The organism is Methylocystis sp. (assembly GCF_051062815.1).
Taxonomy (GTDB): domain Bacteria; phylum Pseudomonadota; class Alphaproteobacteria; order Rhizobiales; family Beijerinckiaceae; genus Methylocystis.
In genome coordinates, this window is sequence record NZ_JBPFDU010000075.1 from 98,957 (window position 1) to 118,941 (window position 19,985).

A 19,985-nucleotide genomic window follows, 5' to 3' on the forward strand; every position below is an offset into this window, starting at 1 on the left:
TTACTTGTATTTATTCTCATTCCAAAGTAGCTAGTACTTTATTGCTTAAGTTGTAAACAAAGCGACTCGCACGCAGTCACCGTACAGCGCCGAAGCCAACAGAATCCGATCACGCGGCGGACCGGTCCGAGGAGATTGCGAGGGCGGTAGTCTTTCTGGCGTCCGATCTCGCCGGACACATCACGCTTCAGGATCTCGTGGTTGGGCGCAGCGCTTGCAGCTAATCGTGATTCACCCGGCGGGCGCTTACGCCGCCGAGCTGAAGGAGCTCTGCTATTGTTCTTGCGCCCGGCTGTGCTCGAGTGCGACTGAATCGCGTGGGATTTTCTCCGTGACCGAACTGTGCGCGCGTCCGCTCAGCAGGGCGCGCAGCAGGACGGCGATCGTCGTCCCATTGTGCAGCGTGGCGGCGGCGAGCGGAGAAAGACGGCCGAACGCCGCGGCGGCGAGAATCGCCGAATTCACGCCAACCGCGACTCGGAAGTTCGAGTGGATCAAGCGCATCGCTTCTTGAGCGACCGCGAGCATTGTGGCGACGGAATCCAGTCTGTCTTCCAGCAACACAATGTCGGCGCTGGCTCGGGCAATGTCGGCGGCGCGCGGCATTGAGATGCCGACATCCGCCGCCATCAATGCGGGACCGTCATTCACGCCATCGCCGATGTAAGCGACGCGGCGGCCCTCCTGCTTGAGCGCCTCTATGATGTTGGCCTTGTCCTCCGGCTGCTGTTCATAATGCACCGAATCTATGCCAAGCGTCTCTGCGAAAGCCAGCGCCGGCGCCTGGCGATCACCCGTGATCATCACGAGGCGGTTGACTCCTAACGCGCGCAACTGCGCAAGCGTGCTCGCGCTCTCCGGTCGCAATCGATCGCGCAATGCGAAGACCGCGATCGGGCGCTCATCGGCGGCGACATAGAGAAGCGACTTGCCTTGCTCTTGAAGCGCTCGCACGGTCTTGCGGGCGTCCGCGAATGAAATGTGCTCGTCGTCTTCGAGATAATGCCGGCTGCCAAATCGAATGCGACGTCCATCGACATTCGCTTCCACGCCATGGCCGACAATGAAATTGACGGCCTCATGCGGGATATGGGCGAGCCGGCGCTGCTGCGCGAGCCCAACAACGGCGCGCGCGATGGGATGGCTCGTGTGCTCGCCGAGCGAAGCGACCATGGCCGCCGCCCGCTCTTCGTCGATCCCGGGGTCCAGCGGACAAATGTCCGTGACCTCGAGCGTGTTGTGGGTCAGCGTGCCGGTCTTATCGAAAACGATCGTGTCGACCCCGGCAAGCGTTTCGATCGCCGTTCCGCTCTTGACCAGACAGCCTTCCTGCGCGGCCCGATACATCGCCGACTTGATCGCGATCGGCGTGCCGAGCTTCACGGCGCAGGAATAGTCGACCATGAAGACGGATTCGATCCGGCGCCAGTCGCGCGTGAGCGCGAACACCACCGCAGCTGTGGCCAGCGTAATGCCGACGCGCCGATCCGCAAAGACGCTGGACACAGTCTGGATGTCGGCCGGACGGTCGAGAGCGTCCTGAATGTAGCGCGAAATGCGTCCCGTCGTGGTGTCCTCGCCCACGCGCTCAGCCTGGACCACGAGCCGTCCATCGGCGACAACGCTGCCCGCGAGCGCATGATCTCCGACCACGCGCGGCAGGGGAAGGCTTTCGCCGGTCACTGAGGACTGATCGACATAGGCGTCGCCGGCCACCACCTGGCCGTCGACCGGAATGGTCTCGCCGGCGCCGATGACGACGCGCTCACCGCCTTTAAGCTGCATGAAAGGCATGCGCGCGAGTTCGCCGTCGCGGCGTTCCACCCAGACATCGCCAGGCGCCTGTCGCAGGAGCGAACGCAGCAATTCGTCTGACTGCTGGACGGTGGTGGCCTCGATATGCTCCGCCAGCGCGAGCAGGAAGCGGGTCACGCTGGCGGTGACATATTCCTGGCGCGCCGCCGGCACGCCGATGGCGAGCGCATCAAGAACGTCGGTCTTCAGCTTGCCGCGCGACGCCGCAAGGACGCCGCGCGCGAGGACGCCCGCGATGTTGAGCCAAGTGATCGCCGCGGCGAGCGGCGCGGGAAGGAGGAGCGCGGCGGCGATCGCGCCGGCTGCGAGAGTCACGCGCTTGGCGTTAGCGGTTGGCGGAGGCCGCCATGTGTCCGCGGCCGCTGATGGCGTTCGGCGTGCGGTCGCGAGAATGGCGTCGCGGACCTCAGGCTGTCCATCATACGCCAGCGTCAACGATGCGCAGGCGCGATTGGCGCGCACAGACGCGACGCCGGGAAGCTGTCGCAGCGCAACTTCCGTCTGCGCAAAATCGTCCGCATCGGACAAAATCCGCAACCGCAGTCGCTTGTCCAACTCATGGACAATTTCTACACACGCCATGGTCAGCGAGGAGGCTCCCTTCCAGGAAAGCGTTCGCGGAGCTGCGGCTGAGGCGGCGGCGTCCGCCTGGATCTCACGCCGCCGATAACTTTGGCTCCTAACTCAGTTTTGCGCCATGGTCCACAAAATGCGTTGTGATCTTAGCAGAGTCGCTACCGCGCAACAGAGCGTGTCGCCGGCATCGTTTCACTAACTTTGTTCTCGCATCGACTGCCCTCGAGTCCGAGCCGCGCTGCGGCAAGGCGGCTGCGCTGCTGCAACCAGGCTCTTTGCCTTTCGGCTCGTGGACGATTAGCTAAGAACGCTGGCGGAACCCGCCGAAACCAATGACAGGAGCCGAGTCATGTTTGTCGCGATGAACCGCTTCAAAATCGTCAAGGGAAAGGAACAGGCCTTCGAGGACGTCTGGCGGTCGCGTCAATCGCGGCTTCAGGAAAGGCCCGGCTTCATCGTCTTCCATCTGCTCAAGGGGCCCGAGCGGGAGGATCACATCCTCTATGCGTCGCATGCGCTGTGGGAAACTCGGCAGCACTTCATCGATTGGACGCATTCCGAACATTTTCGCGAGGCTCACAAAAACGCCGGTCAGAACCGCGATCTTTATCTGGGCGGTCCCGAGTTCGAAGGCTTCGACGCGGTTCTCACCGAATCCAATCCAAACTATGCGCCGACTGCCGCAGAATAGGATTGATGCGGCAAGAAACACGGGGCGTCGGCCTCCAGAGGAGGGTGACGCAGCTGAATAGGCGCGATCGTATCCTCGCCGTCCTCGCTGCGAAACCGGATGGCGTCTATCTTGTCGACACGCCGCAGATGCCTCGGGGCGGACCAGTTCAGCGGAGGCGGAGGGCGCCGCAGTCCGCGAGCGGCAGACTGACGATGAATTCACTGCCCCGGCCGACGCCCTCGCTGCGCGCTTCCACCCGGCCGCCGTGGATTTCCACGAGGCTGCGCACGAGCGCGAGGCCGATGCCGAGCCCTCCCTCGGAAAGCCGAATTTGGCCGTCCGTTTGCGCGAAGAGATCGAAAACTCGCGGCATCATGTCGGCGCTGATGCCGACGCCATTGTCGCGAACCCGCAGAACGACTTCATCGCCCCCGCGAGCGGCGTCGATTTCGATGCGCCCGCCCGGCGGCGTGTATTTCGCCGCGTTGTTGATGATATTGGCCGCAATCTGCGCCAGACGGACGGAGTCGCCGAAAACCCGCAGCGGCTCATCCGCGACCTTCATGATAACGCGGTGACTCTTGCTTTCGATGAGCGGCTGACAGGATTCCAAGGCGTGCCGCAAGAAATCCGACACGGCGACGTTTTCCTTGCGCAAGTCGACTTTGCCACGGCTAATCCGTGAGACTTCAAGAAGGTCATCGACGAGGCGAACAAGATGATCGACCTGTCGCTGAACCATAGCGAGTAGAGGAGTGTCAGGAAATTGGGGACCATATTTCTTCTTCAAGATATGCACGGCGTTCCGGATCGGAGTGAGCGGGTTACGTAATTCATGCGCCAGTGTGGCAAGGAACTCGTCCTTGCGGCGGTCGGCCTCTTGCAGCGCGCTTTCAGCCTCATGTCGCGCGGTCACATCGGCATGGGTGCCGATCGCCCTTAGCGGCCGGCCATCAGCGTCCCGCTCCACGACCCGTCCGCGGTCCAGGATCCAGCGCCACGAACCATCCTTGTGACGCAGGCGGTGCTCGCATTCGTAGAAATCCGAGCGACCCTCCAGATGGTCAGACAATCTGGCGGCGACCTCTTGCCTTTCGTCGGGATGAATCAGGCTTTCCCAGGCTCGGACATCGGGTTCAATCTCGCTGAGATCGTAGCCGAGCATCGATGCCCAATGGCCGCCGAACTGGACTCGGCCGCTGGGCACGCGCCAGTCCCAGAATCCTAGCTGGCCGGCTTCCAGCGCCAGCGCGAGCTGCTGCTGGCTTTCCCGTAGCGCCAGTTCGGCCTGCTTGAGATCGTCGATGTCGGTATTGCTGCCGAACCACTCGACGATCTCGCCGGCTGCGTCGCGAACGGGTGCGGCCTGAACGCGCATCCAGCGCCACTCGCCATCATGTCGGCGGATGCGGTGCTCGCTCCAAAACGGCTCGCCGCGACCGATGGCTGCTCGCCACCGCGCCGCCACTGCCTCAAGGTCGTCGGGATGAACGACCTTGGTCCAGCCGTCGCACAGCATTTCCTCGGCGGTCTGGCCGGTGAAGGCCATCCATTCCTGTTGCGGCTTTTCATGCAGTCCCGATGGCGGACAGCTCCAGGTGATCGCGCTCGCCGCTTCCACGAGAGAGCGATAGCGCAGCTCGCTTTCGCGCAGCGCCTCCTCGACCCGCTTGTGCTCGGAAACGTCGATGTTTACGCCCGTGAGGCGCACCGGCTTGCCGGCCGTGTCCTTGAAACCTTGAAACCGCCCGGCAATCCAGTGCACGCTGCCGTCAGGCCATACGACCCGCCACTCATGCTCGACGGGCTCACCCGTCGCCAGCGTTTCGTTAACCTTGGCGACCGCGCCCGCGCGATCGTCTTGGTGCACCAATTGCTCCCAGGCCGACCGCCTCCGGCCGAATTCGCCCGGCGCCAGCCCATACATCGCCTCTAATTCGGGCGTCCAGATGTTCACGTCCGTCGGAATGCGCCAGTCGAACGCGCCGATCTTCGCAGCCTCGGTCGCGAGCCGCAGCCGAGCCTCGCTCTCGCGCAGCGCCTCCTCAGCCTGCTTTCGATCGGTGATGTCCTGCGTAATGCCGAAGCCGCCTAGAAGCGCGCCGGCCGCGTCAAATTCCAGATAGGCCTTCTCACGCACCCATTTGACCTCGTCCCCGGACACTATGCGATGCTCGATGTCGTAGGGTTCGCCGCGAAGGCCGGCCTGCCACTTTGCGTCAACATCGGCCTGGTCGTCGGGGTGCACGATGGAAAGAAAACTGTCGTAGGTCAGCGGCGTCCCCTTCGGCACGCCGAAGATCCGATGGTTCTCGTCCGACCAGGTCAAAACGTTCCGACGCACGTCGAGCCGCCACCAGCCGATCTTTCCGACCTCCTGCGCGCGGTCGAGATCGTTGCGGCTTTGCTGCAGCGCCTCTTCGGCCAGCTTGCGCTCGGTGACATCCTCGACGAGAGTGATGATCCACCGTGGTTCCCCGTCGGCCGCGCGAATGAGCGAAACGCTCTTGCGGACCCAAATGTTTTCGCCGTTCTTTCGAACATAGCGGTTTTCGATGACGAAGCCCGGGATCTCGCCCGCAAGCATCCGTTCGGCCAAGGCCCTGTTGGCTGGCCAATCATCCGGATGGATCAGCTCCGAGCCCTTGAGGGCAAGAAGTTCCTCGCGCGTGTAGCCGGTGATCACGCAATAAGCGCGGTTGGCGTCCAGGTGCGTATCGTCCGGCCCGTTCATCGCGAAGCCGATTGAGGCGTTTGCGAAGGAGACGCGGAACCGTTCCTCACTGTCGCGCAGCGCCGCCTCGGCCTGCTTGCGCTCGGTGATGTCGCGCACGAAGGCGCGCATGCCGACAATATGGCCTCTTTCGTCGACAACGGTCCATGTTCGCAGACTTATCGGAAATACGGTTCCATCCTTGCGGATATATTCCTTCTCATATTCGGCAGATTCGCCGCGCGGAAGAATGTGCTCCCGCACGACCGCCGCTTCCATGTCATGCCAGACTTCTGGGGTCAGTTCTTGATAAGTCAGTCGCTTCAGCTCTTCGTGCGTGTAGCCGAGCATCTTCTGGTAAGCAGGGTTGGCTTCGAGAATATGGCCGCTCATATCGACGGTGACGATGCCGTCGCGACTCGTCTCGAAAAGCGGACGATAGCGCTCTTCGCTTGCCCGCAACGCGTCCAAGCGCTCTTTGCGCTCGGTTATATCTATCCGATCATGGAAATCGATGATGGAGCCGCCGTAGCCAATGAATACGTCTTGCGCATCATAGCGCGGCGCGCCGACCGCTAACGCCCAGCGAAACTGGCCATCGTGGCGCTTAAGCCTGGCGACGATCTGAAACGGGCGCTCTGATTCTCTCGCCAGAGCGAGCTCGACCTTCACCTGCTCCAGATCGTCCTGGTGGATGGTTTTCAGCCAGCCTCCGCCCATCGCAGCTGCGGCTGATTGACCGGTGATTGTCGGCCATTGTGCGCCGATAAAATTGCATTGTCCGTCGACATCCGTCGACCAGTTTACAACCCAGAACGTGTCCATATTTGAGGTCATTGGCTTTCCGATGGACCGGGTAAGTCGCCGAGCAGAACAATTCGGGGCGAGGGCTCCACGCCAGCGCGATCCGAACGCTTCGGTCGGAAGGCGTCGGCGCCTCGGCGCTCCAAGCACAAGCGTAATCGCGACTTGCTCAAAGGACGTCCGCCGACGGCTTGAGCAGCCGCGCGCGGCGCTCAGTCTCATGATGTTCCCGATGTCAGGACGGCCCCTCGCCGCGACATTCCTACTAACGCTGGCGTCTAGGAAAAATCTAGCTAAGACGCGGCATTAGCGGCCCATTCAAGATGCGGCTCACGACGTTATGGGCCGGCCGCCGCGCACCGGGTGAGAGCGCGCCAAACAAGGGGGCCAAAGCGGTTTGATAAGGGGAGATCCTGAAGAAAAGGCTTGGCCAACAGGCGTCGTTCCAAAATGCGTGCGCCGATATGTCGCCTACTTCTGCTGTGATTCGTCCCCACACGCGGCGAGGATTTCTTCCAAAACGTCGATATCGGCCGGCTTGACCAGATGGCGGTCGAAGCCCGCCTCGCGGGTGCGCATCTTGTCAACATCCTGCGCCCAGCCGGAGAGCGCAATAAGCTGCGCCTGCTGGCCGGCCGGCGCGCTGCGAATGCGCCGCGCGGTTTCGTAGCCGTTCATCTCGGGCATGCCGAGGTCTAGAAACACGATTCTCGGGTGGAAATCGGATACGAGCGACACGCCTACTGCTCCGCAATAGGCGGTTCTCACGTCGCAGCCCAGGACGTCCAGCAGCATCGCCAGACTGTCGGCGACGTCCCTATCGTCGTCGATGACGAGAACACGCCGCGCTGAGGGCGTCGAAACGGAGAACTCGTTCAGTTGGACAGCGTCTGCCGGGGAGATTGGCGCTCGCATGACCAATTCGCTCCTCTTGCGCTCGGCGGTTTCCCTTGAATACTTAGCGCGCGCATTTTGGCAAGGCAGCCTCCGCGCACCCAAATCGCCTGCGGCGCGTGATTGATGATGCGGATGTTCGCGAATGACGCTTGGCGACGTCACGCGCCAAAGCTGATATTCCGACCGTTAAGAAACATTCGGACCAGCTCCGCGAGGTTCTTGACGCGCATTTTCGCCATGACGTTGGCGCGATGCGCCTCCACCGTGCGCACGCTGATGCCGAGATCATGAGCAATGACCTTATTAGAGCGGCCTTGCGCGAGCCTTTCGAGAATTTCGCGCTCCCGCTTGGTCAACGACATAAATCTTTCAGAGATCTGCCGCTCTTCCGCATAGCGCGACTGAACAGCTTCGTGCTTCGATAGCGCACGCTTGACGGCTGCAAAGAGCGCATCGTCATCGAACGGCTTCTCGAGAAAATCGACAGCGCCGCGCTTCATGGCCTCGACGGCGAGAGGCACGTCGCCATGGCCCGTGATGATAATGATCGGCAGATGAAGATTTCGGTTCTTCATCTCGAGGATCAGGTCGAGTCCGCTCACCTCCGGCATGCGAACATCAGCGATGACGCACCCGGCGCTTTCCGGTCCGATGGACGAAAGCAAAGCTGGCGCCGACGGAAAACTCGATACGGCGAACCCTTCGGATTCGAGTAGAAGCTGAAGCGCGTCGCGCACCGCCGCATCGTCGTCCACGACAAAAACCGTTCCCGAGTTCATCCGCTGGAATCTCGTCCTCGCAATGGAAGATCACAGGAGAATATAGCGCCGCCTTCGGGATTGGCCTTAGCCCATAGTCGGCCATCGTGCGCTTCGACGATTGCGCGGGAAATCGACAGCCCAATGCCCATTCCATCTTTCCGCATCGCAAAAAGATCAAGCAGATCGGCGTTTTCCTTTCCGGCTGGTCCGCAGCCGGTGTCTTGAACGTCAACGCGTATGGCCTTTGCAGCTTGCGTCGCTGTGGAAACCAACAGCTCGCGTCGCGGCAAATCCTGCATCGCTTCAATGGCGTTTCGCATAAGGTTCGCCAGAACATGTCTGATCTGGACACGGTCGGCGACGATGAAATCGTCGTCTTTGGTCAGCCGCTTGCTGATCGAGACGCCAGCCTCGGCGGCCTCCGCAGCGACGAGTGAAAGCGTCTCGTCGATCAACAAATTAACGCTAAAGAGCGTCTTGTCTGGCTCGCCCTGCGCAACAAGCTCGCTCAGACTGCGGACGACCTGCCCGGCGCGCATGATCTGCATGACAGCCTTATCGAGCGCTCCAACGATCGGTGTGACCGACTCCTTGGGAAGCCCTCCTGCGAGGCGCTGCGCCGCCCTGAGATAGGCGCTCGCCGCAGTCAGCGGTTGATTGATATTGTGGGCGAAAGTCGCAGCCAATCTGCTAATGGCTCTCAGGCGTTCGAGCTCTCTACGACTAACGCCAAATGCATTGGGACCAGCATCATCCACCGAAGCGATCCTATTTACCTGATTCAATCATATATTCCGTCGCACTCGCCGCCATACGCCGCATGTTCGGCAAGCGCGAACTCCTAAAGCCTACGATCTATGACGCCGTAAGTGTGACAGCGCACAGACCCCGTCGTCATTGCTTTTGCGGCGCGTCCGCCCCTCCAGTGAGATCGCGCTGTTCCGGATTGAGCAGCAAGACCCGCCAAGGTGGCGGCGGCAGAGCTCACGCCAGTGATTGTTTGTCCCACTCAGCGCGGATTGCAGACTGAGTTTGCCTCGCCCCGCTCGCAGCAACAAGCGAGTCGAGCGTCCGCCGCGTCGATCGATTCCGGTACAAGCCTTTAAACGCGGGGGTACGCCGCACATAGGCGTTGAATTGCGGACGGTCCCGCGTGAAAATACGGAGGACAACGAGCACGTCTGTCGCAAGCGCCTGTGCGCCGAGATCCACAAGTCCCTGAATATCCGACATCATCAATTCAAATACGAACCACTCGCCCTTTTGCATGTTGAGCTGGTAGCTCGCAAACAACTGTTTTTGCTTGAGTGAAAGCATCGCAACCACTTCGCGTGGCGCGAGACCCGACTGCTCCCTACACCGCGACGCCGACAACATTGGACGCTCCCGTCGTGTTCTCGTGCTCTACTCAAGGCGCTGTTGCCGCTCTTGCGGCGGCATTTACTTGGAGAGATCGACGCCTACTGCATAAGAGCACGCTCGCGCGCGAGGCAAAATTGGTAGACTTACGTAAGTGGAATATTGGATCAGCCATTTTGCCGTATTCACGAACAGACACGGCGCACGTCGACCGAAAGCAAGAGAACAGACCGCTCTGGGACGGGAAAGATTCCGTTACGCAGTATCAGACCGACCAGAGTGAGCCTTTAACGAAGTCTTACCGTCAAAGCCGTTCTCAACTCATGAGCCCGCCTCCCCAGACCTCGCGAAAGGCCCAAGAACACTGACAGACTCTGATGGCTCGAAAAATGCCATTTCTACGTAAGATTACCAGCTTGGCAGCCGCTTAGTCTTAGCGAAAATGGTCATCGCTCAGCCGCCTTTTCGAAAGGTAAACAGCGCCGGCGTCGTTTGCCTGGTTTGCTGAGCGGCCTCTGCCGCTTCGGTTGTTGCGGAGGAGTCTTCGACGCAGAACTGGAGCGCGACGGATGGATACGGTTTCGGCGACCACCAAGTCCCGGAGGGGTTTCGCGTCGATGACGCCGGAGCGGCAACGTGAAATTGCGCGCAAGGGCGGCAAGAGCGTGCCGGGCGAACAACGCAGTTTCGCCAAAAACCCCGACCTTGCGTCGACGGCGGGGCGCAAAGGCGGACTTGCAGTCAGCGCGTCAAAACGCAGTTTTTCCGTCGATCGACAGCTCGCGTCACAAGCTGGCAAAAAAGGCGGGCATGCGGCGCGCAACACGCGCACCGAGGATGACGTCATATCCGAAGGCGCATGACGAATCGTAGCGCCGACGCCACCTCGCGCGCGACGCGCGCCTGGCTCGGACCGCAAGGGATTTTCAGAGTCAGACGCGCGTCCCGCAATTTGCCATGAGCTTGCTGCAGTGACGCACTGCAGCGCGCCTCAACACATATTTCGGCGTCCCCTTCCATCAACTTCTGGAGAATACGGTCGCGGGCATCAAGCTACGACCGTGAACATCGACTCCGAGCGAAGCCAGCGTTATGCGGCGCACAGATGCGCGTCGTGCAACCATCGCACGGCAGTTTACGATAAGCGCCTTGCAAGCAACACCGACGGGCCGAGTCCCTTAAGGCCGCCTCATCCATCCAAAAGGCGCGAGCGCCCAGCCTCGAAGCGAAGCGGCAATGAGCCCGCTAAAGCGCGCGTCGACGAATCATCCTCACCAGCGCCGTCGCCACACACCGCATCGACGGCCGCCGTAAGGGCCGCGCCAGCATCGTCGTCACACGCGGCGCCTCGCCTCCTGGACAAAAGACGTGGCTGCCGCCGCCGCATCCCGAATGGCTGGACCGTTCGCAGGCGAGGCGCTTAGCAACAAACCAAAGAGCCCGGCAGTCGCAAGCGCCATTGGAAGAGAACGTATCTCTTCGCTGGATGGATGGATCGACCGACCGCCCTCACACACCGGACGCTCGCAGCAGAGCGCCTGCTATAAAGAAACTCGATGTGCGCCGGCTCCAGCCCAAGACAACGACTTAATGTACATCCCAGCGCGGAGATGAAAACCCTATGGTCGGACAAAAAGCCGAATTATCGAGGAGTGACGGTTCAACTCATACGCAGAGCCTGCCCTTGATACACCCGCGCGCCGCCGCGAAACGGCCGGAGCCCCACACACGCAACCAAGGAAAGATGACGCAAAAACCCACCCATCAGGGGCCACCGCGAGGACTGGCGATCGCGGCGCTGATCGTCGCCGGGGAATCCGTCTTTTTGCTGCCTTTCGTCTTGGCTCGCGTATTCCGGCCGACGCTCCTCGATGTGTTCGGCGTCACCAATCTCGAACTCGGCGCCGCCTATGCGGTTTATGGGGTGGTTGCAATGGCCGCGTATTTGTTCGGCGGGCCGCTCGCCGACAGATACCCCGCACGCACAATGTTGACTGTCGCGTTGACGTCCACCGCCGTCGGCGGCCTTGTGATGATGGCGATTCCGTCCCCGTCGACGCTGGCGATCTTATATGGGTACTGGGGAGTCACCACGATCGCGCTGTTCTGGGCGCCGTTGATTCGCGCCACGCGTGAGTGGGGACTCAACTTTTCCCAAGGCCGCGCGTTCGGATTGCTCGAGGGCGGCAGAGGCGCGCTGTCGGCCGTCATGGCGTCGATCATGGTGGTTCTATTCGCCGCGCTGTTGCCAGAAGACAGCGAGACGGCCAGTCTCGCGCAGCGCACGGAATCATTGCGATGGATCATACTGCTGTTGTCCGCGATGACCTGCGGAGCCGCCTTGCTCATCTGGCTGGCGGTGCCGGAGCGCAAAACGCCGGCGCAGCGAGCGGCGTCGATAAGCGACGTCGCCCGCGTGTTCGCCATGCCGTCAGTCTGGCTGCAGGCTGCGGTGATCCTGTGCGCGTATGTGGGCTTCAAGGCGATCGACGACTTTTCGCTGTACGCGAATCAGGTCATTGGCCTGAATCAGGTAGAGGCGGCACGGGCGGGCGTCGCATCGCTCTGGATACGACCATTTGCGGCCATTGGCGCCGGCTACCTGGCTGAGCGGCTTGGCGCGCCCCTCATGATCGTCGGCTGTTTCGTGCTTCTCGCAGCCGGGAGCTCCGTGCTGGCCTCCGGCGCTATTGGCGCGGGCATGGTATGGACGTTTGTTTTGACGATAATCTTCACCAGCATCGGCGTCTTCGCGCTGCGTGGCCTCTATTTCGCAATCATGCAAGACGGCAAAATTCCTATGGAGCACACAGGGAGCGCAGTCGGCTTGGTATCGGTGATCGGCTACGCGCCGGATATTTTTATGGGACCGCTCATGGGCTATCTGCTCGACCGGTGGCCCGGGACCGCCGGGCACAATTACGTGTTCTCAGTCGTCACCCTATTCGCGATGCTCGGACTGATCGCCAGCTACATTTTCCAGCGACGCGCCCAACTTCAGACCGGCCTGTGAGCCGCTAAACCGCCCGAAGCGCCCGGTCCGACCCGCTCCCGCTGCTCCATCGACGCCCTTTGAGCCCGGGCGCTTGCCGCAGGCGCGTGCTGAACCACCTGTAGGCTTGGATCTAGCCGCGCCGCCAGAGCGCGTTTGGCGGAAGCGGAGCGGTTCACGGGGCGATTCATGGGCTCAGTCTTTCGACCCGCCGTGAATTTCTGGGCTTCGCTGGCGCTCCTGCTGTTGGCGCTCGCTCTTGTGGCGTTTTCGCTTGTGGTTTGGCTTTGGCCGCGCAGCGATTCTGCGCGACGCGTGAATTGGGCTCCCGCGCAGCCGGTTCCCTTCAGCCATCAACATCACGTCCGCGGATTGGGGATCGACTGCCGGTATTGTCATAACGCCGTCGAAGTTTCCGCCAATGCAGGCATGCCGCCCACTTATACCTGCATGACCTGCCATTCGCAGATCTGGACAAACGCCGCGTTGCTTGAGCCGGTGCGCAACAGTCTGAGGGACGACCGGCCGCTGGTCTGGCGCCGTGTGACCGATGTTCCGGATTTCGTCTACTTCGATCACAGCATTCATATCGCCAAAGGCGTCGGCTGTTCGAGCTGTCACGGCGACGTGGCCCATATGGCGCTAACCTACAAGGCCAAATCCTTGACGATGCAGTTTTGCCTTGACTGTCATCGCGATCCTGGTCCGCGCCTCAGGCCAAAAGACAAGATCTACGACACCAACTGGACGCGCGACGCGACGACGCCCGCGCCTGAGGTCCTGCTCGCCCAATACGGCGCGCCGCAGAGAAACCTGACGGACTGTTCGATATGTCACAGGTGAATGCGCAATGGCGTAGCCTCGAGGAGCTTACGCAAGACGCGGACGTCCTGTCGCGGATCGAGCAGGAGTTTCCAATGCTCGGCGCAGCGCTTGCAGCGCCGCGCGACCGTCGCCACGCGCTGGCGCTCATGGCCGCCTCGTTGGCGCTTGCGGGCGCGGGACTTAGCGGATGCGACGGCGCGCCGGAAGGACAGTTGATTCCAGCGGTTCGCATGCCGGCCGGCGTCGTTCCGGGCATGCCGGATTATTACAGCAGCGCGCACATAGAAGGCGGCTACGCCGCTGGAACCGTCGTCAAACATTTCATGGGACGGCCGATCAAAGTCGAAGGCAATCCCTTTCATCCGGCGAGCCTCGGCGCGACGAGCCCGATAGCGCAAGCCGAACTCCTCGACTTCTACGATCCGCGCCGCTCCTGGGGCGTGACGCAAGCGAATCTTCCGCGAAGCCGATCGGCGCTCGAGCAAGCGCTTGGCGAGCAGCGCGACAAGTTGGCGGCGACCGGCGGCGCGGGTTTCGTCATTCTGACAGGCGCGTCGACGTCGCCAACGCTCGCCGCCCAACTCGACGCGCTACGAAGAACCTATCCGCAGATTTGCTGGCTGCACTGGGAGGCGATCGGGCGCGAAAACATCGACAGCGGCGTCGCGCTCGCCTATGGCGCGCGCCTCGAACTCCAGCCCCAACTCCAAAACGCCGACGTCATTCTCGCCATCGACAGCGATCTCTTGAGCGCCGCGCCGGGGCATCTGCGCATCGCACGCGAATTCGCGGCGCGACGAAACCCGACGCGGGCCAAAATGAATCGGCTCTATGCGATCGAGGCCACGCCGTCGCTCACCGGCGCCGTCGCCGACGAGCGCTTTATCGCCGGACCGCGAGAGACGCATCGAGTCCTGCTTGCGCTCGCCGGGGCGCTGCTCGGCGGAGCGCCCGTGGAAGGTCCGCCGTGGCTCGACAGGATCATATCGGATCTCAAGGCCAATCGCGGGCGCGCCTTCATCCATCTTGGACCGGATCACGCGCCGGAAGCGCATGCGCTCGCATCTGCAATGAACGAGGCGCTCGGCGGCCGCGGCGCGGTCTATGCGCTGCTCGACGCCGTCACGCACGCTTCGTCCGACGACTCGCTCTCCCTCGCGACGCTCGTCGCCGATATGCGCGCGGGTCGCATAAGCTCGCTGCTCATCATAGACAGCAATCCTGTCTATGCCGCTCCAGGCGCCCTCAACTTCGTGGAGGCTCTTGGTCGCGTCGAATTCAGCCTGTGCCTCAGCACAACGCCAAACGAGACAGGCGCCGCGTCGCTCTGGGCCGCGCCGATGATTCATCCCTGGGAAGGCTGGACCGACGCGCGCGCTTTCGACGGAACGGCGAGCGTGATGCAGCCACAAGCCCTGCCCCTATTTCAGGGCGTCGAACCGCATCACGTGCTGGGATTGCTGCTCCGGCCTGATCCGCCGAAGGCGCTCGATCTCGTGCGGCAAACGTGGAAGAATCGGCTGGGGACGAACGTCAACGACGCATGGGCCGACGCGCTGGCTCAAGGCGTCATCCCCAACAGCGCCAGTCCGGTGAGCGATCGGCCGCTGCGCGACGCGGCCGCGCGCGCTCGACTTCCCGAGCCGTCCTCAGCCACGACAGTCCTATTGTTTCGCCCGGATCCCTATCTCCTCGACGGCCGCTATGCCGACAATCCATGGCTCCAGGAATTGCCGCGGCCGCTAAGCAAAATAAGCTGGGGCAATCCGCTCTTGATATCGCCCCGGCGCGCCCGTGAACTGTCGCTGGCGAATGGCGACGTCGTTAGGATCACGGTCGACGGCGTGCACATGACAACGCCCATCGCCATTGCCCCGGGCCAGTCGGATGAATGCGTGGTCGCGCTTCTCGGATTCGGCAGACGCCACGCGGGCCCCGCGGGGCAAAATGTCGGCGTCGATTTCTTCAAGCTTACGGGGCGCGCGTGTGGCGCGCCGGACATTCAAAAAACCGGCGCCACAGAAGAGCTGGCGAGCACGCAGCACCACGCCACGATGTTCGACGAAGGGGGCGTCTTTGCGCGAAACGGCGCGCTGTCGCAGTTCCTCGCCGATCCTGAATTCGTTCGACGAAGCGATGAGTCTAAGCCGTCCTTTTATGAATGGAAGCCGCAAGGCCCAGCCGCCTGGGGCATGAGCATCGACCTCAACGCCTGTATCGGCTGCAACGCCTGTGTGGTCGCCTGCCAGGCGGAAAACAATATTCCCGTCGTCGGCAAGACCGAGATGCTGCGCGAGCGCGAGATGTACTGGCTGCGCATCGACCGCTATTACGACGGCCCGCCGGAGTCCCCGGGATTCAACTTCCAGCCCGTTCTCTGCATGCATTGCGAGGAAGCGCCTTGCGAGCCGGTCTGCCCCGTCGGCGCGACGATGCATGACGCCGAAGGGCTCAATGTGATGGTCTACAATCGCTGCATCGGCACGCGCTTCTGCTCGAACAATTGCCCCTACAAGGTTCGTCGCTTCAATTATTTCGATTTCGCGGGTGAAGAGCGCCGCGCAATCCAATCACGAAATCCCGAAGTCACCGTGCGCGCCCGCGGCGTCATGGAGAAGTGCACGTTCTGCCTGCAGCGCATCGCCGCCGCCCGCATCGTCGCCGATCGCGAGGGCGAGAAGGCGTCTGCAGTCGTGACCGCATGCGAAGCCGCCTGCCCGACGCGGGCTTTCACCTTCGGCGATCTTGCGGCCAAGGGGAGCGAGGTCGCCGCGCGTCGCGCCGGACCATTGTCTTACGCGCTGCTGGCGGAACAGAATACGAAGCCGCGCGTCACCTACGAAGCGCATATTTTCAATGTCGATGAACCTAAAGAGACGCAGAAATGACGTCGTTCCAGGCCCGGTCGACGCTTGGAGTCTTCGCGGACGACGGACGTCCGCGAGCGAACGATCCGATCGTCGCGCCGGAGCAGACCATATCGACGATGACGGCGACAATATGCGCGCCGCCGCTGCAGGAGAAATGGCCGCTATGGTGGAAGCTCAGTCTGGCCGCGGCGCTGCTCTTGGTCGTTATCCTCGTCATCGCCATCGGCTGGCTGTTTTATGCCGGCGTTGGCGTCTGGGGCATCAACTGGCCGGTGGTCTGGGGCTTCGCGATCATCAATTACGTTTGGTGGATCGCCATTGCTTCGGGCGGAACCTTTATCTCGGCGCTCTTCTATCTGGCCGAGGTCGAGTGGCGCAACGCGCTCAACAGGATCGCCGAGACGATCACCATCTTCGCCGCCGCTTGCGCAGCCATCTATCCGATTTTGCACCTCGGCCGGCCTTGGCTGTTCTACTGGCTGTTTCCCTATCCGAACGTGATGACCGTCTGGCCGCAGTTCCGAAGCCCTCTGCTTTGGGACTTTGTGGCGATCCTCACCTACGTCGTCGCCTCGATTCTCTTCTGGTATTTCGGCCTCGTTCCCGACCTTGCGACGATGCGCGACAAGGCCGACGCGCCGCATAAGCGCCGCTTCTATGGGCTCCTCGCCTTGGGGTTCCGAGGCTCGGAAAGCGCGTGGCGCTACTATCATGTCGGTTATGGTTTGCTGGCCGCGCTGATGGCGCCGCTCGTCATTTCGGTGCACAGCATTGTCGGCCTCGACTTCGCCGGCGCTGCGACGCTTGGCTGGCATTCGACGCTGTTCCCGCCCTTCTTCGTTTTCGGAGCGTTGCTGTCAGGTTTTGCCGCGGTGATGCTGCTCGCTATCCCGTTGCGTCGACTGCTTGGCCTCGAGGATTTCATCACCGGCCGACACTTCGACATTCTCGGCAAGCTTCTGCTGACGAGCAGCCTTTGCGTGGGCTACGCCTATCTGATGGAAGCGTTCACGACCTTCTACGGGCCGGACGCGGCGGAGAAGCGGCTTTTCGTCGATAAGGTCGCGGGCGAGTTGGCGCCGATCTACTGGGCGACGATCCTCTTCAACGTCTTGACGCCGCAATTGATGTGGTGGCGGCGCGTCCGACTTAACGAATTTCTCGTCGTTCTCGTCAGCCTCGCCGTGATCGTCGGGATGTGGTGCGAGCGCTACGTCATCGTCGTGATGAGTTTGCGGCGCACGCATCTGCCTTCCGCTTGGGGCGGCTATACGCCAACGATCTGGGATTGGCTCACGCTTTTCGGCACCGTCGGTCTTTTCATCGCCGGCCTTCTGATCGCCATTCGCCTTTTGCCGGCGGTTTCGATGTTCGAACTGCGTGAAGTGATCCTTCGCAACGCGAGGCGAGACCGATGAGTCCCGAGGACAAAACGCCAACGGCGCCGAATGGTGTAGCGGCGACCTTCCTGTCGGAAGAAGCGTCGCTCGCGGCGCTCGCACGCCTAGACGAGGCGAATGTTGGCGAGACGGAGCTCTTCAGCCCCCTCGCGCCGGAGCGGACGCCCAGGCCGACGCGACTCCCCGCCGTCGCGCTCGCTCTAGGTCTGCTCGGCGCCGGCGCTGTCTTCGGCCTGCAAACTTATGCAAATGTCGTCGCTTATCCGCTGGATATCGGCGGGCGCCCGCCGTTTTCCTGGCCTTCGTTCATCCCCATCGCTTTCGAAGTGGGCATCTTGTCCGCCGTGCTCGCCACGATCATTGGAACCGGCGCGCTTTGCGGCTTCACCCGCTATTACGACCCCGTCGACAGAACCAGGGCGATCCGCGACGCGATGATCGATCGTTGGGTGATCGTCGTGCGCGCGGTCAATTCTGACGCTTTGGCGCGGTCGCGTGACATCATGCAAGACTGCGACGCGCGCGTGATCGAAGAGGCCGAGCTGTGAACCACGCCATCGCCGTCATTGCTCTTTGCGCGCTGGGCGCCTGCAGCGACATGAGCAATCAGCCCAAGCAGCGAAGCTATTCGCCGCTCGTCGGTCCAGCACAGACGCCGCCGGGCGCCGTCGCCTTTCTCTACCGCGAACCGAGCGCGCCGCCACTGACGCTCGCGCTCATTGAGCGGGGGCAGCAGCGCTATCGAATTTTTTGTACGCCCTGTCACTCGGAGCTAGGCAACGGCCAAGGCATGATCGTCCAGCGCGGCTTTCCAGCGCCGCCCTCCTATGACAGCGAACGACTGCTCCAAGCGCCGACGCGCCATTTCGTCGATGTGATCGCTCAAGGCCACGACGCCATGTATTCCTATGCCGCGCGCGTGCCGGCCGCCGATCGGTGGGCGATCGCCGCCTATATTCGCGCCTTGCAAAAAAGCCAGAATGCGTCGGCGACGGATCTTGCAGCCGCAAAAGCGGAGACAGCGCCGTGAGCCGCATCCTCCTCATCCTGGCGTGCGCCGTGGGCTATGCCGGAGCCTTTCTCGGCTGGGCGTTGGCGCCCGAGAGTTTTGCATTCGCTTGGCTGACGGCGCTCAGCGTATGGATCGCCTGGCCGCTCGGCGCCATGGCGCTGATGCTGATTCATGCGCTGACAGGAGGCCGCTGGGGAAAGGCCGTTCTCGGCGTCCTCGCCGCCGGCGTGCGCAGCGTGTTTCTCGCTCCGCTGTTCGTCGTTCCTTACGCGCTGACAGCCAACCGCGTCTATCCGTGGCTTCAAAGCGGCGCGGCGCAGTTCGACAACGCGCTCTATCTGAACGGTACCGCCTTTGTGCTTCGCGGCGTGATCTATCTGCTGATCTGGCTCATTCTCGCCATGCTCGTCACGCGCGCGAACGATGACGCCAATGAGCTTGCGCGGCTTGCGCCAGCAGGGCTTATTCTTCTCGCGCTGACGACGACCTTCGCCGTCATTGACGCCGTGATGTCGCTTGATCCGACTTTCGCCTCGAGCCTATTCGGTCTCGGCTTCATCAGCGAGATTGGCGCGCTCGCTCTCTCCGTCGCGACGCTCGCCCTTATATGTTCGTCCTCGCCAGACCCCGAGGCCTTGCGCCAGCTTGCGCGCCTGCTTCTCGCCCTCGTCATTCTGTGGAGCTATCTGGCGCTCATGCAGCTCATCATCGTCTGGCAGTCCGATCTGCCGCATGAGGTCGCTTGGTATCTCCCGCGCTGGCGTCAGGGCTGGGGCGTCATCGCCGGGCTTATCGTCCTTACGCATTTCGTTGCGCCGTTCTTCACACTGCTTTCGGCCAGAGCGCAACATTCGCCAAAGGCCGTGGGATTTGCCGCGGCGTCGACCATCGTCGGCGGCATTCTTCATCAGTTCTGGCTGGTCGCTCCGGCGGCCGGCGCTCGTTCAGGAGTGATCGCACTGCTTACGCTTTCAGCCTTACTGGCCATGGCCTGCACGTCGGTGCTGGCCTCTCGGTTGACAAGGCGAATTTGGATTTGGGTCGAGGCGTGAGCGCAATGGACGAGAAAGACCTTGCGCCAGCTTCGCACCAAGCAAGCGATATCAGCGGCGGTTTTGTCGCCATTGGCTTCGCTTCGACGGTCCTGGGAATCGTGTTGTTGGCCCTTCTCGCATGGGCGCTCTATCCCGACGCCATGGTCGACAGGACAATGCATTTGCCGCTGCCATTATTCCCCGAGCCGCGACTGCAGATCGATCCGGCGGAGGACTGGACGGACTTTCACCGG

The 19,985-nt window shown here is 62.1% G+C and carries 15 protein-coding genes; 9 read left to right on the forward strand and 6 right to left on the reverse strand.

Annotated features, from left to right (window positions below; genetic code table 11):
* Positions 1-273: 273 nt before the first annotated feature.
* Positions 274-2,397 (reverse strand): heavy metal translocating P-type ATPase, encoded by a 2,124-nt coding sequence (locus ACR65W_RS14180; protein ID WP_434501246.1) that lies wholly within the window; start codon positions 2,395-2,397, stop codon positions 274-276.
* 343 nt (positions 2,398-2,740) lie between these two features.
* On the opposite strand from ACR65W_RS14180, the gene ACR65W_RS14185 reads away from it, so the two are divergent.
* Positions 2,741-3,082 carry an antibiotic biosynthesis monooxygenase family protein gene (locus ACR65W_RS14185; protein WP_434494717.1) on the forward strand — a complete coding sequence of 114 codons (342 nt, stop codon included), beginning with the start codon at positions 2,741-2,743 and terminating at the stop codon, positions 3,080-3,082.
* A 148-nt stretch (positions 3,083-3,230) separates the two neighbouring features.
* On the opposite strand, the gene ACR65W_RS14190 is transcribed toward ACR65W_RS14185, so the two are convergent.
* The 5 genes from ACR65W_RS14190 to ACR65W_RS14210 all read right to left on the reverse strand — a co-directional run bounded on the left by ACR65W_RS14190 (position 3,231) and on the right by ACR65W_RS14210 (position 9,616).
* Positions 3,231-6,614, reverse strand: coding sequence for a PAS domain S-box protein (locus tag ACR65W_RS14190; protein ID WP_434501247.1), 3,384 nt, complete (start codon positions 6,612-6,614; stop codon positions 3,231-3,233).
* A gap of 438 nt (positions 6,615-7,052) precedes the next feature.
* Positions 7,053-7,496, reverse strand: coding sequence for a response regulator (locus ACR65W_RS14195; RefSeq protein WP_434501248.1), 444 nt, complete (start codon positions 7,494-7,496; stop codon positions 7,053-7,055).
* 140 nt (positions 7,497-7,636) lie between these two features.
* Positions 7,637-8,257, reverse strand: a complete 621-nt coding sequence (fixJ, locus tag ACR65W_RS14200; RefSeq protein WP_434501249.1) for a response regulator FixJ — start codon at positions 8,255-8,257, stop codon at positions 7,637-7,639.
* Positions 8,254-8,925 (reverse strand): sensor histidine kinase, encoded by a 672-nt coding sequence (locus tag ACR65W_RS14205; protein ID WP_434501250.1) that lies wholly within the window; start codon positions 8,923-8,925, stop codon positions 8,254-8,256. The genes fixJ and ACR65W_RS14205 overlap by 4 nt, the downstream gene beginning before the upstream one ends.
* A gap of 298 nt (positions 8,926-9,223) precedes the next feature.
* A complete protein-coding gene (locus tag ACR65W_RS14210; protein ID WP_434501251.1) occupies positions 9,224-9,616 on the reverse strand; it encodes a hypothetical protein in 393 nt (130 codons plus the stop codon).
* A 551-nt stretch (positions 9,617-10,167) separates the two neighbouring features.
* Here ACR65W_RS14210 and ACR65W_RS14215 point away from each other — a divergent pair.
* From ACR65W_RS14215 to ACR65W_RS14250, 8 genes are all read left to right on the forward strand, one after another.
* A complete protein-coding gene (locus tag ACR65W_RS14215; RefSeq protein ID WP_434501252.1) occupies positions 10,168-10,461 on the forward strand; it encodes a general stress protein in 294 nt (97 codons plus the stop codon).
* A 977-nt stretch (positions 10,462-11,438) separates the two neighbouring features.
* Positions 11,439-12,611, forward strand: coding sequence for an MFS transporter (locus tag ACR65W_RS14220; RefSeq protein ID WP_434501284.1), 1,173 nt, complete (start codon positions 11,439-11,441; stop codon positions 12,609-12,611).
* Positions 12,612-12,779: 168 nt separating this feature from the next.
* Positions 12,780-13,433 (forward strand): cytochrome c3 family protein, encoded by a 654-nt coding sequence (locus tag ACR65W_RS14225; protein WP_434501253.1) that lies wholly within the window; start codon positions 12,780-12,782, stop codon positions 13,431-13,433.
* Positions 13,421-16,303, forward strand: coding sequence for a 4Fe-4S dicluster domain-containing protein (locus ACR65W_RS14230; protein ID WP_434501254.1), 2,883 nt, complete (start codon positions 13,421-13,423; stop codon positions 16,301-16,303). The genes ACR65W_RS14225 and ACR65W_RS14230 overlap by 13 nt, the downstream gene beginning before the upstream one ends.
* Positions 16,300-17,703, forward strand: coding sequence for an NrfD/PsrC family molybdoenzyme membrane anchor subunit (gene nrfD / locus ACR65W_RS14235; protein ID WP_434501255.1), 1,404 nt, complete (start codon positions 16,300-16,302; stop codon positions 17,701-17,703). Before ACR65W_RS14230 ends, nrfD begins: the two co-directional genes overlap by 4 nt.
* Positions 17,700-18,233, forward strand: coding sequence for a DUF3341 domain-containing protein (locus ACR65W_RS14240; protein WP_434501256.1), 534 nt, complete (start codon positions 17,700-17,702; stop codon positions 18,231-18,233). The genes nrfD and ACR65W_RS14240 overlap by 4 nt, the downstream gene beginning before the upstream one ends.
* The gene (locus ACR65W_RS14245) at positions 18,230-18,715 is read left to right on the forward strand and encodes a c-type cytochrome (protein WP_434501257.1); all 486 of its coding nucleotides are present in this window, start codon (positions 18,230-18,232) and stop codon (positions 18,713-18,715) included. The genes ACR65W_RS14240 and ACR65W_RS14245 overlap by 4 nt, the downstream gene beginning before the upstream one ends.
* The gene (locus ACR65W_RS14250; RefSeq protein WP_434501258.1) at positions 18,712-19,749 is read left to right on the forward strand and encodes a hypothetical protein; all 1,038 of its coding nucleotides are present in this window, start codon (positions 18,712-18,714) and stop codon (positions 19,747-19,749) included. The genes ACR65W_RS14245 and ACR65W_RS14250 overlap by 4 nt, the downstream gene beginning before the upstream one ends.
* The last annotated feature ends 236 nt before the right edge of the window (positions 19,750-19,985 follow it).

Coding starts and splice junctions, on each gene's coding strand:
- ACR65W_RS14180 (WP_434501246.1), bottom strand. CDS start 2,397: ATGGCGTGTGTAGAAATTGTCCATGAGTTGGACAAGCGACTGCGGTTG.
- ACR65W_RS14185 (WP_434494717.1), top strand. CDS start 2,741: ATGTTTGTCGCGATGAACCGCTTCAAAATCGTCAAGGGAAAGGAACAG.
- ACR65W_RS14190 (WP_434501247.1), bottom strand. CDS start 6,614: ATGACCTCAAATATGGACACGTTCTGGGTTGTAAACTGGTCGACGGAT.
- ACR65W_RS14195 (WP_434501248.1), bottom strand. CDS start 7,496: ATGCGAGCGCCAATCTCCCCGGCAGACGCTGTCCAACTGAACGAGTTC.
- fixJ (WP_434501249.1), bottom strand. CDS start 8,257: ATGAACTCGGGAACGGTTTTTGTCGTGGACGACGATGCGGCGGTGCGC.
- ACR65W_RS14210 (WP_434501251.1), bottom strand. CDS start 9,616: ATGTTGTCGGCGTCGCGGTGTAGGGAGCAGTCGGGTCTCGCGCCACGC.
- ACR65W_RS14215 (WP_434501252.1), top strand. CDS start 10,168: ATGGATACGGTTTCGGCGACCACCAAGTCCCGGAGGGGTTTCGCGTCG.
- ACR65W_RS14225 (WP_434501253.1), top strand. CDS start 12,780: ATGGGCTCAGTCTTTCGACCCGCCGTGAATTTCTGGGCTTCGCTGGCG.
- ACR65W_RS14230 (WP_434501254.1), top strand. CDS start 13,421: ATGTCACAGGTGAATGCGCAATGGCGTAGCCTCGAGGAGCTTACGCAA.
- nrfD (WP_434501255.1), top strand. CDS start 16,300: ATGACGTCGTTCCAGGCCCGGTCGACGCTTGGAGTCTTCGCGGACGAC.
- ACR65W_RS14240 (WP_434501256.1), top strand. CDS start 17,700: ATGAGTCCCGAGGACAAAACGCCAACGGCGCCGAATGGTGTAGCGGCG.